At 47.9% G+C, this 16,012-nt stretch carries 12 protein-coding genes and 1 tRNA gene; 4 read left to right on the top strand and 9 right to left on the bottom strand.

Annotated elements, in window-relative coordinates:
• Nucleotides 1–78: 78 nt before the first annotated feature.
• A complete protein-coding gene (locus tag ACMGDE_RS05685) occupies nt 79–1,134 on the top strand; it encodes an NAD(P)-dependent alcohol dehydrogenase (protein WP_436831802.1) in 1,056 nt (351 codons plus the stop codon).
• Here the strand turns inward: ACMGDE_RS05685 and ACMGDE_RS05680 are convergent.
• From ACMGDE_RS05680 to ACMGDE_RS05650, 7 genes are all read right to left on the bottom strand, one after another.
• The gene (locus tag ACMGDE_RS05680) at nt 1,131–3,134 is read right to left on the bottom strand and encodes an FUSC family membrane protein (protein WP_436831801.1); all 2,004 of its coding nucleotides are present in this window, start codon (nt 3,132–3,134) and stop codon (nt 1,131–1,133) included. The genes ACMGDE_RS05685 and ACMGDE_RS05680 overlap by 4 nt on opposite strands.
• Before the next feature lie 315 nt (nt 3,135–3,449).
• Nucleotides 3,450–3,638, bottom strand: a complete 189-nt coding sequence (locus ACMGDE_RS05675) for a DUF1016 N-terminal domain-containing protein (protein ID WP_436831800.1) — start codon at nt 3,636–3,638, stop codon at nt 3,450–3,452.
• Between the two features lie 153 nt (nt 3,639–3,791).
• Entirely contained in the window at nt 3,792–4,562 is a 771-nt protein-coding gene (locus ACMGDE_RS05670) for an ABC transporter permease (RefSeq protein WP_436831799.1), read from the bottom strand.
• Complete coding sequence (locus ACMGDE_RS05665; RefSeq protein ID WP_436831798.1) at nt 4,555–5,463, bottom strand: ABC transporter ATP-binding protein; 909 nt, start codon at nt 5,461–5,463, stop codon at nt 4,555–4,557. Before ACMGDE_RS05665 ends, ACMGDE_RS05670 begins: the two co-directional genes overlap by 8 nt.
• Nucleotides 5,460–6,740 (bottom strand): erythromycin esterase family protein, encoded by a 1,281-nt coding sequence (locus ACMGDE_RS05660; RefSeq protein WP_436831797.1) that lies wholly within the window; start codon nt 6,738–6,740, stop codon nt 5,460–5,462. Before ACMGDE_RS05660 ends, ACMGDE_RS05665 begins: the two co-directional genes overlap by 4 nt.
• A 106-nt stretch (nt 6,741–6,846) precedes the next feature.
• The gene (locus ACMGDE_RS05655) at nt 6,847–7,050 is read right to left on the bottom strand and encodes a tyrosine-type recombinase/integrase (protein WP_436831796.1); all 204 of its coding nucleotides are present in this window, start codon (nt 7,048–7,050) and stop codon (nt 6,847–6,849) included.
• A gap of 135 nt (nt 7,051–7,185) precedes the next feature.
• Nucleotides 7,186–7,259, bottom strand: a tRNA-Pro gene (locus ACMGDE_RS05650).
• 155 nt (nt 7,260–7,414) lie between these two features.
• Between ACMGDE_RS05650 and rplS the strand changes: the two genes are divergently transcribed.
• Nucleotides 7,415–7,762, top strand: a complete 348-nt coding sequence (gene rplS / locus ACMGDE_RS05645; RefSeq protein WP_436831795.1) for a 50S ribosomal protein L19 — start codon at nt 7,415–7,417, stop codon at nt 7,760–7,762.
• An 84-nt stretch (nt 7,763–7,846) separates the two neighbouring features.
• Here rplS and ACMGDE_RS05640 read toward each other — a convergent pair whose 3' ends face one another.
• The gene (locus tag ACMGDE_RS05640; RefSeq protein ID WP_436831794.1) at nt 7,847–9,154 is read right to left on the bottom strand and encodes an amidohydrolase family protein; all 1,308 of its coding nucleotides are present in this window, start codon (nt 9,152–9,154) and stop codon (nt 7,847–7,849) included.
• A gap of 22 nt (nt 9,155–9,176) precedes the next feature.
• Nucleotides 9,177–12,203, bottom strand: a complete 3,027-nt coding sequence (locus ACMGDE_RS05635; RefSeq protein WP_436831793.1) for an amidohydrolase family protein — start codon at nt 12,201–12,203, stop codon at nt 9,177–9,179.
• A gap of 355 nt (nt 12,204–12,558) precedes the next feature.
• Here ACMGDE_RS05635 and pyrG point away from each other — a divergent pair, with 355 nt between their 5' ends.
• Together pyrG and yidC are read left to right on the top strand one after the other, a co-directional pair.
• A complete protein-coding gene (pyrG, locus tag ACMGDE_RS05630) occupies nt 12,559–14,184 on the top strand; it encodes a CTP synthase (RefSeq protein ID WP_436831792.1) in 1,626 nt (541 codons plus the stop codon).
• A 13-nt stretch (nt 14,185–14,197) separates the two neighbouring features.
• Nucleotides 14,198–16,012 carry a membrane protein insertase YidC gene (gene yidC / locus ACMGDE_RS05625; protein WP_436831791.1) on the top strand — a complete coding sequence of 605 codons (1,815 nt, stop codon included), beginning with the start codon at nt 14,198–14,200 and terminating at the stop codon, nt 16,010–16,012.

Raw genomic sequence — 16,012 nt, 5'->3', positions numbered from 1 at the left:
TAAACTCACCAAATTATAAGCCAATTGCCGCTGGCTAAAGACACAATATCCCCTTACATTTGTTAAAAATGTCGAACCATGGCTATAAAAGAAATAAAAGCATTCGGTACCGCAGCTGCCGAAACCCCACTAACATCGCTGGATATCCAACGTAGGGACGTAACACCCCACGACGTTGAAATCGATATCCTGTTCTGCGGCATCTGCCATTCCGACCTCCATACGGCCCGAAACGAATGGCACAACAGTGTTTACCCCGTCGTTCCCGGCCACGAAATCGTCGGCAAGATCACCCGCGTAGGCGATCATGTCACCAAATTCAACGTAGGCGACCTAGCGGCGGTGGGTTGTATGGTCGATTCTTGCAGGGAGTGTGACTCCTGCAAAGAGGGGCTCGAACAATACTGCGAACAGGGCAATACATTGACGTACAACTCACCGGATAAGCACTTGAATGTGCAAACCTTCGGCGGCTATTCCGAAAGCATCGTGGTAGACGAACGCTACGTGTTGCGTGTACCCGACAACCTTGATCTGGCTGCCACGGCACCATTGCTCTGTGCCGGCATCACCACCTATTCACCGCTTAGGCACTGGGGTGTCGGTCCGGGCAAAAAGGTAGGCATCGTCGGTATCGGCGGCTTGGGGCATATGGGTGTCAAACTCGCGAAAGCCATGGGCGCCCATGTCGTCGTCATCACCACATCCGCGTCCAAAACGGAAGATGCCAAGCGCCTGGGCGCACATGAAGTGATCCTATCCACCGATGCCGAGCAGATGGAAAAGCACGCCAATAGCCTACATTTCATCCTGGATTGCGTATCCGCCTCCCACGATGTGAACGCCTATCTCCAGTTGCTGAAACGCGACGGTACGCTGGCCCTTGTCGGGGCACCCGAGCACCCGCTCCCCGTCGCCGCATTCAGCCTCATTCCTGCCAGGAAAAGCTTTGCAGGATCGACCATCGGCAGCATCGGCGAAACACAGGAGATGCTGGATTTTTGCGCCGAGCACAATATCACCGCAGACATCGAGCTGATTGATATTCAACAGGTCAATGATGCCTATGAGCGCCTGTTAAAAGGCGACGTGCACTACCGCTTCGTAATTGATATGGCTTCGTTGAAAAATTAGCGCTGGGTCAAGAGAGATTGCCGCGATCCGAGCGTTACAAGCAACTGTTTTAAGTACACCACCCGTGGGTCTCGGTCTTGGCTTTCGGCATCACTCAAGTCTGTAATACCCGATCCGGCCAACGACAACCCAGTTATCAGTGCATTAACACGATAGGCAAGCATATGGAAGGCGTGGATGGTTTCCCAGTCCTGTTTATTCCTACCTGGTTCACGCTGCAATTGTTGTACAACATCCGAAAACGACGCCAATGCCGTATGGGCCTCCTTGCGGGCCAACCGCACGCCATACCCATCGGTCACATCCCCCAGCCACCGTTTTATGACTGTCCGGAAATAATCCTGGTTTTTTCCCGTCACGGCACGCGCCAGGGCGTCAAGGTTATGGCTTTGCCGTACGGGTACAAGGTACCACCCCCCTATCGCAAGTAAACACCCCATCAGTGTAAAGACCACCCTGCTACCAAGTATGTCGACCATATCTCCTTCATAGAGGTGAAGTCCGATGATGACTGCCGGTGTAATACAAAGTACACTGATCATGTAATTCAACCGATTGAACGCAAAGAACCCATACAGGAAAACAGCGGCCGTCACCAACAGCACCCTGACGTCCGAGACCAGGTAAAGCAAGAGCAATCCAAGCAGCACGCCCCCCAACGTACCTAAAATGCGCTGGAAATTGCGGCGCTGTGTCATGGCAAACCCAGGTCGCGCCACAATAACGACCGTCAGCAATATCCAGTAGGCATAACGATCAGCCGGCAACGCCAGCCCTATCAGTCCACCCAAACCAAACAACAACGCCAGGCGCAACGCAAAGGGAAATACTTGGTTACGGAAAGAAAGCTGTGTCCGGAAAGCCCGCCATCCGCCCAGGGGCAGGGAAAGAAACGGGCGATAATCGATCTGCTTACTCAACGCAGGTCGGGGAAGTACATCGTTGGCTGCTGAACGGATGCGTCCTATGCAATGGATGATTTGCTGAACATTGCGTATGATAGCCCCCAGTATCTGCGCGGGCTCACCCGGGTGGGTACCGCAAAGTCCCTCCAACCGGCTTATGGTCCGTTTAATGGTCAACACACGCCCCTCCCAACCATCCTCTTTTCCATTAGCACGTAGTTCAGCTAATGCTTCCACGTCCTCTGCCAATAGTGCGATGAGTTCGCGGACATGCGGCAGGGCGCCCACCGGAGCGAGCGCACCACGGATGGATTCATAGTCGTGATCGAGGGCCGTCACCAATTCATACAGATCCATCAGGCCATACGTCCGGACCATCCAATGCACGGCCTGCTTGTTAGCTACATCGATGAGTTTTTTATCGCGGAGCAAAAGGTGCCTTACGAGTTCCTGCTGATCGCTTACCCTGACATGGAGCGCACTAATCCGCTGGTAGGCCTTTTCCACAGGCACCGACTCGTCGTAACACAGCACTTTGGCACGTAGCAGCGCAGCCGTGCTACGGAAGCCATTGTCCAAGGAGTAACGCAGGGAACGGAACGGGCTGATGTAAACCTGGATAAGGCTAATGAGGTAATACCAAATTACACCAATGGTGACGTATATACCAAACACCAATGGTTGCGTAGGCCGTAGGCCAATGGTGAATGCCGACAGGATAAGCGCCATCATCCCCATTACGGCAAAGCGCTGGCCAAATACCGACAGCATGGTCAGCGCGAAGGCAAGTATAATAAGCAATACCACCAACACCCACGGATAAGGCAGGCAAGCCGCCACGGCAAGTGCGGTCGTGAAAAACAGGAACATGCTCCAACAGGCCGAACGCCACTTGTCACCCCGGTTACCCGGAACATCTGTCAGCGACACGAGCAGACTACCCATGCCTGCGGCAACGGCCATATCGGCTTGCCCCAGCCAATAGAAAACCACGCCGGGGACGATGGCGCAAAGGGTATTGCGCAACGCATCCCCACCATGCTCCCCGGAAAGGCACAACGGGACTTTGTTGAACACCGTTCGTTTTCGCCGCATGGTTAACTGGTTTTGATCTTAGGAATGTGCTTGAGTGGGTTTCCCAGGCCACAAATGCGCGGTGGGATTAGTTTGCCATACTTGTTAAATGTACTTATATAGGGCATCACTAATTGCTTTGACACGCTTTAATGTACTTATACTTAAATTTCTTCGGCATTACTGTTCTCGAAAATCTCGAGCTGTCTTTGAAAGCATTTGTTACATCGGCTTTTAATTCTCTCTACAGTGTTGAGAGTTTTGGAAAGTCTTTGTAGGCTTCATAAAATTGCTTCATTCCAAAGGTTTTTATCTGAAAAACCCTTTATTTCGGGTTCATTGCGTTGTATATGTACAGCTAATTCCTTTACAACTGATTGCCCCCCAATTGGAGCTTTCAACCCTTTTGCTGATATATTCGCCTATATTCCAATACAGGTTTATCAGTTCTGCATTTACGGCTTTTATCGCGTTGTAACGGGCTTGCTTTATTAGGTTTATGATGTCGGTAAATCTCTGGTCCATTTTTGACTGCATAAAGCACAAATTTAAAAATAATTGCTTTCCGAATGGTCATTTTTGATATGCTTCTGTATTGGTTTACAGCATATTTTCAAATCTTTAGGTTTGTCCTTTGAAGGAAAGTTACGGATATAATCCTTGGTGAAGAATTTTTACCTAAACCACTTTTTTTCGTTTAAATAGAAAAAAGCTTACCAATAGAAATATAATTATCATTGTAGTATTACTGTAATCCAGTCTTTCAAAAGAACTATTTTCGTTCATAATATTTGCGAATGAATTGTAAGAGCCTTTATAAGGAATAAAATCTGAAAATTTCTTCTGTGCTACTATTATGGAAAATACCGTCATAAACACACTAACGCCAATTGGATAGATAAAGTTTTTAAAAGCAAGGCTTATAGATAGCTGAATCATAGAAACCGCTGTCAGTGTAACAAAAAGCTTTAGGAAAGTACAGAAAATAACTTCCCGATAGTCATAATTTTGGAATCCAATTTCTGGATACATCAAACTCAACAAGTAACCACTAGACAAAAATGCCAAATAAGATAATATTACGGAGAGCAAAACAATGAACAAAATAAAAAGGGCTTTTGAAAAAAAAATCATTGTTTTAGACAATGGAATAGTAAAGAGGATTTTATAATTGTTGTTTTTATATTCAATATCACAGCATGCATGGACGAAAATCGCGACAAGGATGGGATATAGTATATAAAAAAATTGAAAGACGTACCTCCCCAACAGGATTTTCCAAGGATTGGCAGCGGAATCAACAAACCCTGATTTGTTGGCTTCGTAAATAAGATATCCGTCGATGAGTACAATCAAGGCTACGGGTATTAACAAAATCCCAAATATCTCCTTGTTTTTAGTGAGCTTGTACTGTTCGGATGAAATAGCCCTATATAATGTATCAGTCATTTTCCTTGGATATTAAATTGATAAAGGTTTGTTCCAAATTAGCATTTTGGGATTCAATTTCATATATCCCAATCTCATTGTAAATCAGATTTTTTACAAGTGAATTAAAATGTTGATCACCATTGATCGTGACCAAAATCTTATTGGCTCCAACATGCTGTATAGAGAAACCTAAAGGTGATAAAACAGCAATTGCCGTTTCAACATCATCGATCCTAAGACGAACATGTCTTTCTATTTTACCTAAAAAATCATCTTTTGTTCCCTGAAAGATCATACCCCCGTTCTCAATAATCCCGATATGGGTTGCTACTTTCTCCAACTCACTGAGGATATGACTCGACAGAAAAATGGTTTTCCCTTGTTCGTTAAGATTTTGGAACAACTTTCTCATTTCAAAAATACCTTGTGGGTCAAGCCCGTTCAGTGGCTCATCAAGAATTAACAGCTGTGGATCATGAAAGATAGCCATAGCAATCCCCAATCGCTGTTTCATTCCCATCGACAAAGCACTTGCTTTTTTCTTTCTTTCTAAATGAAGATTCACTAACGCCAAGACTTCGTCGATTCGCCTTGCTCCCCTTTTATGAATAATATCCAGGTATCTCAAATTCTCATATACGGTCAGGTTATTATAAAAACAAGGAGCTTCTATTAGATTTCCAACAATTGAGTGGATTTGTGTGCTTCTTTGTTTTAGGCTTATCCCCTGGATAAGAATATTGTCTTCCTCGCTTTTCAAAAGTCCAAGAAGCAACTTGATTGTGGTTGATTTACCTGCTCCGTTCCTACCGAGGTAGCCATAAACACTCCCCATCGGTACGTGAAGATCAATGCCACTCAAAATGGTTTTGGAACCAATTTTATAACATAGGTTTGTTGTCGTTATGCTCTCCGTCATTTTTCTGGATAAGTGGGGTTTCTGTTAATATCGATATAGAAGATCCCGTCGATAAAATCACTCCATACTCGTTTTTGAGCGACTCCTTGATTAATTGTTGAAACAAAATCATGTTTTAAAAACGAGCCTTGCGGAAGGCTTTTTAGGTCGACAAAAAAATAAGGAAATCCAGTTGCATGAAAAGCATTTTCGATGGCAAGCTTGCTGGGCTTGTCAACAATCTTATTTCCATCACGGTATCGGGCATAAGAGGAAAAATTCAGCATATAGGCGGATTCCCCGTACCTATTTTTGATATACGTTCCCATTGGGAGATAATCTTTACTGTATCTGCTTGCAAAAGTGTGAATGTTGGCGCACCATACGATAACTTTTTGATCTGTATAAACGGAATCAATTTGATAGATAAGGTTTCTTGCCATTAACGAATCTCTAAAGTGCATGCTTGCCATTGACCCTGACTCATATTTCCATGATTTAAAGAAATTATTTCTCATATCATTAAGGTATCTTGCATACATGGTGTTTTCTTCGGATGTTTCAAGGGTCGATGTAACCTGCTCCAATTGAGTTATTTCATCGAGGAAGTGTGCTTTTTGTTTATCGTCGAGCCTTTTGTCCGCATAGGCTTTGTATAATAATAAATGAAGGTCTGGCAAATACGTGCTAAAAGTAGGGTAGCTTTCAAGATTTATTCCGTTCTTGGCAAAAAAGCTTTTTATTAGTTGCATGCGTGTATCGGTCAACACTCCTCCTGAAAATTGGATATCAAATCCGCCTAGTTCAATGGGAGTGACAGTTGACTTCGTTTTCAGGTAATAATCGATGAGCGGTTTTGATTCTTGATTTGCCCACCAAAAATTAAACAAACCAATTCCACCGATCGAATCATCGGAGACTTGTGGATTATCTCGTTCATTCATTTCCTTATTCATCCACCAAGTGTCGTACTGCCCGGCTTCATATAAGACGACGTGATATCCCATATGTTCATGCAGGTATTTGATAAGCCTGCTTTTTGCCTTAAAGGTTTGCCCATCGTGATGGACGTTTTCTCCCAACATCAGAACCCTATTACTAACAAGTATAGAATCAAGCATTTGTAAATCATGGTAATCGGTGTCAGTTATAGATATGCTTTTAACAATAGTACCATAACGTTCAATTTCTGCCCTCTGTACAGTCCTTATCGATTCAGGAACCTCTTCATATATAACAAGGTTGATTACGAGAATCAACACAACAGGAATTACCAATATAATCAGAAATCTTTTCATCATTCAAGAACTCTAGATCTTCTAAAGATATTAAAAAAACAAAATAATCTCCCGCTGAGGTTCTGCATATCCTCGTTTAACTTGTGTTCGACCACTTGGCATAAATCTATGTGGTTCGGATACTTGTGTGTCCAAGTATCTTGCTCACCGATTCGATGGGTACGCCGTTGCTCAATGTGACCGTAGTAGCAAACGCGTGCCGTGCGATATGGAACGTAAGCCTTTTGGTGATTCCACATATGTCCGCTATTTCCTTTATGTAGCCGTTTATGCGCTGGTTGGAAATGACGGGGGAACAGGAATTTCTCAATGTAGCAAATCACTCACCGAATAGCTCACATGTTGATTGATATTCTTTAAGGTTTATTTGGTATGGGGGGGAAAACAAAAAACCCGCAAATTCGTTCAATTTGCGGGTTTTTGACCTTACTTAGTGTAAGTATTGTCGGGGTGGCAGGATTCGAACCTACGACCTCCTGCTCCCAAAGCAGGCGCGATACCGGGCTACGCTACACCCCGTCCCTTGAGGGTCTGCAAAGGTATAAATTAAATCCAGATTCCAAAAACAACTTCACAATTAATTTTTGACAAACGGTTTTCATATTCCAAAAATAATCACTAATATTGCAGCTCGATTTTTACGGGATAATAATCGTCATTAATTACTTAAAATCATGGATTTAGTAAAATTTGTAGAAGAACAAGCGGTAACAAAAAACGAAGTTCCCGCATTCAAGGCTGGGGATACTGTTAGCGTTCACTATAAAATTCGCGAGGGCAACAAAGAGCGTATTCAGGTTTATCAAGGTGTGGTCATCCAACGCAATAGCGTCGGTGCCAACCAAACATTTACCGTACGTAAGATTTCCAATGGTATAGGCGTTGAGCGTATTTTTCCGGTAAATTCGCCGAATATCGAGAAGATCGAGGTAAACAGCCATGGAAAAGTACGGCGCTCGAAACTGTACTACCTGCGTGGCCTGACCGGCAAAGCTGCACGTATCAAATCCAAAAGGATTTAAGCGCGCTTGCCATCTCCGCATAAAAAAAGAAGCTGTCATTTTTGACAGCTTCTTTTTTTATGCAATCCATTATGCGATCAACCGCTATTTATCTTCGGTCAGCCCATATTTGTACTCATACCGCTCGAACAGTTGTTTGTGCAGGTCGTCCAAGTTGATGTCCCGGCCCTGGATAAACGCCCGCACCACTGCATTGCCGAGCATATCCAGTGCGTCTCCATCTGATATGATCACATTGGCGTCTTTTCCTACTTCGAGCGTACCTGTACGGTCATCGATGCCCAGTATCTTCGCGGTATTGCCGGTAATGGTCGCCAACGCCTGCTCTTTATCCAACCCATAGGCCGCTGCCGTACCCGCCATGAATGGCAAATTGCGCTGTTGCCAAAAGCCGTCTATGCTATACGCCACTAACAGTCCCGCATCGGTCAGCAATTTCGCTTGCTTATACGGAAGGTATACATCGGCATCGGTCGCATACGGGAGGGAATGCGATTGCCGAAGGATCACGGGCACCTGATTGTCTTTGAGCAGGTCGGTCACCAAATGGGCTTCGGTGCCGCCTACCAGTACCGGACTAATCCCGAGCCTTTTCAACGTTGACACTGCGGTGATGATGTCCGCGGCTCTATTGGCATGCACGTATACCTTGCGCTCACCGGAAAATACTGGCTTGAACGCCTCAAACCGTGCATTGCTGGCATGGTCGCCGCTCAGCTCCGCATAGGCTTTGGCTTCGTTGAGATAATCCGCCAACCGGGCAATTTCGGCCTGCACTTGTGCTTTCTGCACATCGGGATCGGATGCGCCGCCGCCGAAACGTCCGAAACGCACCGTCGGCCAATTGATGTGGATGCCTTCGTCTACCTCATATGCCGCATCTTCCCAGTTCCAGGCATCCAACTGTACGATGGATGACTGTCCGGATACCAACCCTTCCTGCGGTGTGATCTGCGCAAGCAATATGCCGTTGGAGCGCAAGGTGTTGATCACTTTCGAATCGGTATTATAGGCCACCAGCGAGCGGACATGGGCATTGTTTTCGCCCACTTCGGCGTAGTCGATCGTCGCCCGTACCGATTCCACCTCCACCAGTCCCAGGTTGGTATTGGGCGCTATGAACCCTGGATAAACGTGTTTACCGGCGGCGTCGATGGTCAGCGCTCCGGCGGGTATGGCGGTAGGTCCGCCCACATAGGTGATTTTCCCTTGATCAAATAATAGTGTTCCCTGTTCAATCAGCTGACCATTTCCCACGTGGATGGTCGCTCCGGTGATGGCCACAGGCCCTTCCTGGGCCTTGGCCGGATAGATAGTTGGCTGTGCCTTGGCCACCCCGTTGACGAGCAGCAGTGCTGCTATGCCTGATAAATATGTGACGATTGATTTCATTGCCGTGTTACTTGAAAAGCCCTTAATTCATGTATTCTTCAAACTCGCCGATTTCGCCGATGGTCTCGCAGTGGTATTCCATGTTGGGTTGGGCAATGGCCCGTTGTGTCACACCGCCATTCCCTTTTGCCTGCAGCGACTTGCGGATAAGCCGCGCCTTCTCTGCATTCAGCGCTTGTTGCTTTGCCGCATCCTCATCGATGTCCCAATACTTCACGCCATCTACGAAGGTTTTCTCTGCCTTAGCGTAAATGGACAGCGGTTTATCGCTCCAGATCACGATGTCGGCATCCTTGCCGGGAGCAAGGCTCCCCACCCGGTCAGCTACATGCAGGATTTCGGCTACGTTGAGGGTCACCATCTTCAGCGCTTCTTCCTCACTCACCCCGCCGTACTTCACAGCCTTTCCGGCTTCCTGGTTAAGTCGGCGCGCCATTTCGGCATCGTCCGAGTTGATGGCGGTCAGCACATTCCGCTTATGCATGAGGTAAGCATTATAAGGAATCGCCTCCTGTACTTCCATCTTATACGCCCACCAATCGGCGAAGGATGCACCAGCGATTTGCCGACTGGCCATCTCATCGGCCAGTTTATACCCCTCCAAGATGTGGGTGAAGGTGTTCACCGTAAAGCCCATGCTGTCGCTCACATGCATCAGCATGTTGATCTCGGACTGTACATAGGAGTGGCAGGTGATAAACCGCTTTTTATCCAGTATCTCTACCAGCGCGTCCAAGGTAAGGTCGCGCCGAAGCGTCGGGTCATTCGCCGCTGTGCGCGCTTTATATTCCTTCGCCCGCGTGAATGCGTCGTAAAACACCTGTTCTACACCCATGCGGGTTTGGGGGAAACGGGTGCCCGTAATGCCCCAATTGCTTTGCTTCACATTTTCGCCCAGCGCAAACTTGATGAAACCATCGTTCTCCCCAAATTTCAGTCCTTCAGGATTTTCTCCCCAGCGCAGCTTAATCAACTGGGATTGGCCACCGATGGAGTTGGCCGACCCGTGGAGCAGATGCGACGTGGTCACCCCGCCGGCCAACTGCCTATAGATGTTGATATCCTCCGAGTTGAGCACATCTGCTATCCGCACTTCCGCAGTAACCGAATGCGAACCTTCATTGACCCCCCTGCTTACGGCAATATGCGAATGCTCGTCAATAATACCCGGCGTTACATGCTTTCCCGTTCCGTCGATTACTGTTGCCCCGCCTGCTGACAGGTTTTTCCCGACAGCCTTGATCTTTCCACCAGCCAACAGCACATCCCCATTTTCCACGATACCGTCCGTCTCATTCGTCCACACTGTCGCATTTTTGATCAGCACGGCTTCCGCTTGTGGCAGTTCCTTATTGCCAAAAGCCTCGAAGGGATAGATGATGTCGCCTTCAGCAACCACTTTATTCGCACCACCTCGTCGTTGCTTGTCTGAGGGTTTCGCGGCGTAAGCAGCCGTATAGGTGGCCGTCCACGGCGATGAGGTGCCATCCGGCTGCACGGTCTCCCCCTTCAAAGCGATCGGATCACCTTCGACGACATAGCCGCTAATGCGCGTACTGCCTTGCTGCCCTTTCGGATTGAAGCTGAAAGATAACAAATCGCCGACGCGTGATGCGGCTACCTTCGTCTCGGCGGTATCGTTCCCGATGGTCAGGTGGGATTCCAATTTACCGTCTCGGTCTTGGATAAACAGTTTCGCCGCACCTACACCCGGCAGCTGGGTGGCATATTCGCCCGTAATGGCCGTTGCGTAAGTTGCTGTTGTTACAAACTTTTTCCCTTGCACCCAATTTTCATAGATCACCGTACCTTGCTTGAACAAGGTATCACTCGTGATGATAAAATTGGCTAGTTTCCCCGCTTCCAGGGTACCCAACTTGTCTGACAGCCCCAGCATTTCTGCCGGTATTTCGGTGAGTGCCCGCAGGGCATAGTCTGGCGAGAGTCCATTATCGATGGCCAGCCGGAGGTTGCCCCAAAAATCGCGCAGGTTATCCAACCCTATCGGCGAGAGCGCGAAGCGAATGCCTGCCTTTTCCAACAGCGCTGGGTTAGCCGGTGCCATTTCCCAGTGCTTCAATTGCGCCAGTGACACGTTGCGGGCATCCACCGGATCCTCCACGTCATACGCCTTCGGGAAGTTGAGCGGCACGATCAGGCTGGCATCGGTGGCTTTCACCTCGGCAATCCGCTGGTATTCGTTGCCTCCGGTTTTGATGATATAACGTTTTCCAAACTCCTTGGCAATTTTGTCGGCCCGGAGGATATCGAGCATGTCATCTACCTCAAAAAACTGCGGCAACGCTTGCAGCTTATCAAAGGCCTCCAAAGACATATTGTATTCATCGTCCTGCTTGGCATACCACTGGCTGTCATAGTAGGTCTGTCGCAGCAACGCGATTGTTCCCATCAGTGATGATGGATAGCTGGTTTCTGCTGACCCTTTGCTAAACGAATAATGCGCGCCTGCCTCCGGCAGGATGATTACTTCATTTTCCCGTGAATCGGCTAGGGTAGCTACCGTCGAACTGCCCCTCGCAATGCCATCGCGCACGATGGATTGTACAGCGCCGAATCCGATCTTCTTCAACTCTTCGCTTTGCCGCTGGTCCACCGTGAAGGTCTCCTTGGCCGCTGTCTCCGGACGTATCGCCTCATTCCAGCCGTAAGGCCCCGTCTTGGTCGACTCAAATAGCTGGGTTCGCCGTCCGCCACCAAACCCTTGTTGGCCTGCTCCTCGGTCCTCTTTGGGCTGCCCGTATTCGCTAAAGGCATCGACGAACGACGGGTAGATGAATTTGCCCTGTAAATCAATGGTCACATAGCCCTTTGGAATGGACTGACCCTTGCCCAAGGCCGCTATCCGTTGCCCATCCACCAATAAGGTACCGTTTTGGATAACTTCTCCGGCGCTCACGACGATGGTTGCATTCGTTAAAGCATACAATCGCGGCCGTTCGTCATGCGAACCGTTTACGGGAAAACTTTCTTGGGCCATAAGTAGCCGCGAAATGAGCATGAAACAAAAGAAAAGTACTGATTTTTTCATTAGCGTAATTGTTTTAACAGCAATGAGGCCATCATGAGCATTATTGGCTTGTTTGGCGAAGGTTGCTCACGATGGTTTCCTTTTAAAAGGAATGATTTTCATCAAATTTAATGGGATATCCCGATTTTGCGACAAAAAAGTGGTTCGGTAATAGGAAAGTTACTCCACTTCACCGAGCGATGAGACGGCAACCTGAATATTCCCCGAGTATTCCTCTATTAGGCCAATAAAATCAGAATCGCACAAATCTTTAATCAACATACCAGAAAAAAACGTACCTTTGCATCCCGTACACAAACGTGATGTTCGAAGCTTTTTTTGCCATAGACAACGTATAAAAACACCCAAATTTGTCATGACTAAATACATTTTTGTTACGGGCGGCGTCACCTCGTCGTTGGGAAAAGGTATTATTTCGGCGTCTTTGGCCAAGCTGCTTCAGGCACGTGGCTACAAAGTAACCATCCAGAAATTCGACCCCTATATCAACATTGACCCGGGCACACTCAATCCCTATGAGCATGGCGAATGCTATGTAACGGAAGACGGCGCAGAGACCGACCTCGATCTTGGCCACTACGAACGTTTCCTCAACACCCCGACATCCCAGGCCAACAACGTCACCACCGGGCGCATCTACCAATACGTCATCGATAAGGAACGCGAAGGCGCTTACCTGGGCAAAACCGTACAGGTCATCCCCCATATCACGGATGAAATCAAGCGGAGAATGTGTCTATTGGGCAAAGACGGCCAATATGATATCATCATCACCGAGCTTGGTGGTACGGTAGGCGATATTGAATCGCTCCCCTTTGTTGAAGCGGTGCGGCAGCTGCGTTGGGAACTGGGCAGCAACAATTCGCTGGTCATCCACCTTACACTCGTGCCATTTTTGGCCGCCGCCGGTGAACTCAAAACCAAACCTACGCAGCACTCCGTAAAAACGTTACTGGAATACGGTGTCCAGCCGGATGTATTGGTCTGCCGTACCGAACATCACCTCAATGCCGAGATCCGCAAGAAGCTCGCCCTATTCTGCAATGTCAATGTCAATGCGGTAGTGGAATCGATCGATGCGCCATCCATTTATGATGTGCCGTTGCTCATGCTGAAAGAGCAGTTAGACAAAACGGTGCTGACGAAACTCAAGCTTTCTACGAAAAACGAGCCTGCCCTGGAAACTTGGAAGGTGTTCTTGGGCAAGCTGAAAAACCCCACTGCCGAAGTGACCATTGCGTTGGTCGGCAAATATGTCGAGCTGCCCGATGCGTATAAATCCATCAATGAAGCGTTCATTCACGCCGGTGCCATGAACGAATGCAAGGTAAGAATAAAACTGATGGCGGCGGAGAGCGTAAATGATGGCAACGTAGAAGAAAAACTGAAGCGTGTATGCGGGGTGCTGGTAGCCCCCGGCTTTGGCGAACGGGGATTGGAAGGCAAGCTGGCTGCTATCCGCTATGCCCGGGAGCAAAATATACCCTTCTTCGGCATTTGCCTCGGCATGCAGTGTGCCGTTGTGGAGTTTGGACGCAACGTACTGAAACTCAAAAATGCCAACAGCTACGAGATGGATCCGAAAACCAAACATCCCGTCATCCACCTCATGGAAGCGCAAAAAAAGGTCAAAAACATGGGCGGTACAATGCGGTTGGGCGCCTATGAGTGCGAACTCAAAAAGGGCACTAAAGCTGCAGCTATCTACGGAAAAACCAAGGTATCCGAACGGCATCGTCATCGATATGAGTTCAACAACGATTACCTAACCCAATACGAAGCCGCCGGAATGGTTGCGTCGGGCATCAACCCCGAGAACAACCTCGTCGAAATCGTAGAGCTCAAAAATCATCCTTTTTTCGTGGCGGGACAGTTTCACCCCGAATTAAGGTCGACAGTTGCAAATCCTCACCCACTTTTTGTTAGCTTTGTAGCCGCTTCCTTAGCCTATAGCAAAAGCAGAGCGGCCAAGCAGAAATAGCGTATATTAAGAAATGGATAAAAATTCAATCACCGGACTCGTTTTAATTTTCATCATCATCGCGGGCTCCTTTTATTTGTTGCAGCCCTCGGATGAAGAACTCAAACGGGAACGCCAATTACAGGATTCCCTTGCCCGAACAGGCATTGAGCAAATAGACACCGCCGCCGTGGCGAAGACGGCACCCATCATTGACTCGGCGCGCTTACGCGGTCCTTTCGGCCAAGCCATCGCTGGCGAAGAAAAAACGATCACGCTCGAAAACGAGCACATCCGTGCGGTGATCAGCACTAAAGGCGGCCGTGTAAAATCGGTCGAACTGAAGGATGAAAAGACCTATGACAGCCAACCGCTGATGCTCTTTGATGGCGAACAAAATAAATTCGGCCTCTTTTTCTCGTCCGCCGGAAAAAATATCACGACCAACGACCTCTACTTCACGACGGAAGGCAAGGATATACAGGTCGTGGGACAAGACTCGGCCTCCGTCACGTTCAGGCTGTCGTACGCGGCTGATCAGTACATTGACTATGTGTATTCCATCAAGGGCGGCGGCTATACACTTGGCTTTACCATTATTACCAAGGGGATGCAGGAGGTGGTTGCTCCCACCGAAAAACAACTGGTGCTCAATTGGGAGGCCGCGCTTTCGCAAAAGGAAAAGGACATGGACAGCGAGCGCCAGCGGTCTACCTTATATTATGCGCTCACGGACGGTGAAGTAGACCACCTGAATACCACCGAGGACGACGAGGAAACACTCGCCGAAAACGTCAAATGGATATCTTTTAAACAACACTTTTTTTCGAATGTATTGGTTGCCGATAATGGTTTCGACGGTGGCAAGGTGAATGTATATACCAGTGTAGAAGACCATATCGTTAAGCTGTTTGCCGCCAATTTGCAGCTTGACTTCAGCCGCCAGGACATTAACACCTACCCCATGCATTTTTTCTTCGGGCCAAACCAATACAACGTATTGAAAGCGCATGGCCAAGGACTCGAAGAGCAAATTGACATGGGCTGGGGACCGATGAAGTGGATCAACCGTTTCATTACCATTCCGGTATTTAATTTCTTGGATAGCTTCAATTGGAGCTACGGCCTGGTCATTCTGATCCTGACAGTGATGCTGAAACTGGTGCTATCGCCCCTCACCTACCGGTCGTATGTATCCATGGCCAAGATGCGGGTGCTCAAGCCCGAAATGGACCAGATCAAGGAAAAGGTAGGGCAAGACAATCCGACATTGTTGCAACAGGAGTATCTGAAACTCTATAAGCAGGCCGGTGTCAATCCACTTGGGGGGTGTATCCCGCTGATCCTTCAAATGCCGTTTACGATTGCATTCTTTTTCTTTTTCCCCAATTTGTTTGAATTGCGGGGCGAGAGCTTCCTATGGGTAAAAGACTTATCCACATACGATTCGCCCATCTCCTTTGCACCGCTGCCCCTCATTGGTATGGACCACATCAGCTTGATGTGTATCCTGATGACGATCGCTACGCTGCTCTCCACGTGGTACAATAACTCCATTACAGGAGCCACCGGGCAGATGAAATACATCGGTTACTTCATGCCGCTGATTTTTCTTTTTGTACTGAACAGCTTCCCCGCGGGATTGAACTATTATTATTTCCTATCCACGGTCATCACCTTCGGCCAGCAGTTGCTCATCCGCAACATGATCAACGATGACAAGATCCTATCCATCATTGAGGCAAACAAAAAGAAAAAGCCCGTGGATGGTCAGAAAAAATCGAAGTTTCAGCAGCGCATGGAAGACTACATGCGTCAGCAGCAGGGACAGGCGAAGAAGAAAAAATAA

The organism is Parapedobacter brassicae (assembly GCF_051400755.1).
GTDB lineage: Bacteria > Bacteroidota > Bacteroidia > Sphingobacteriales > Sphingobacteriaceae > Parapedobacter.
The sequence above is the reverse complement of the archived record's forward strand: the minus strand, read 5'-3'. Positions and strand labels throughout refer to the sequence as shown.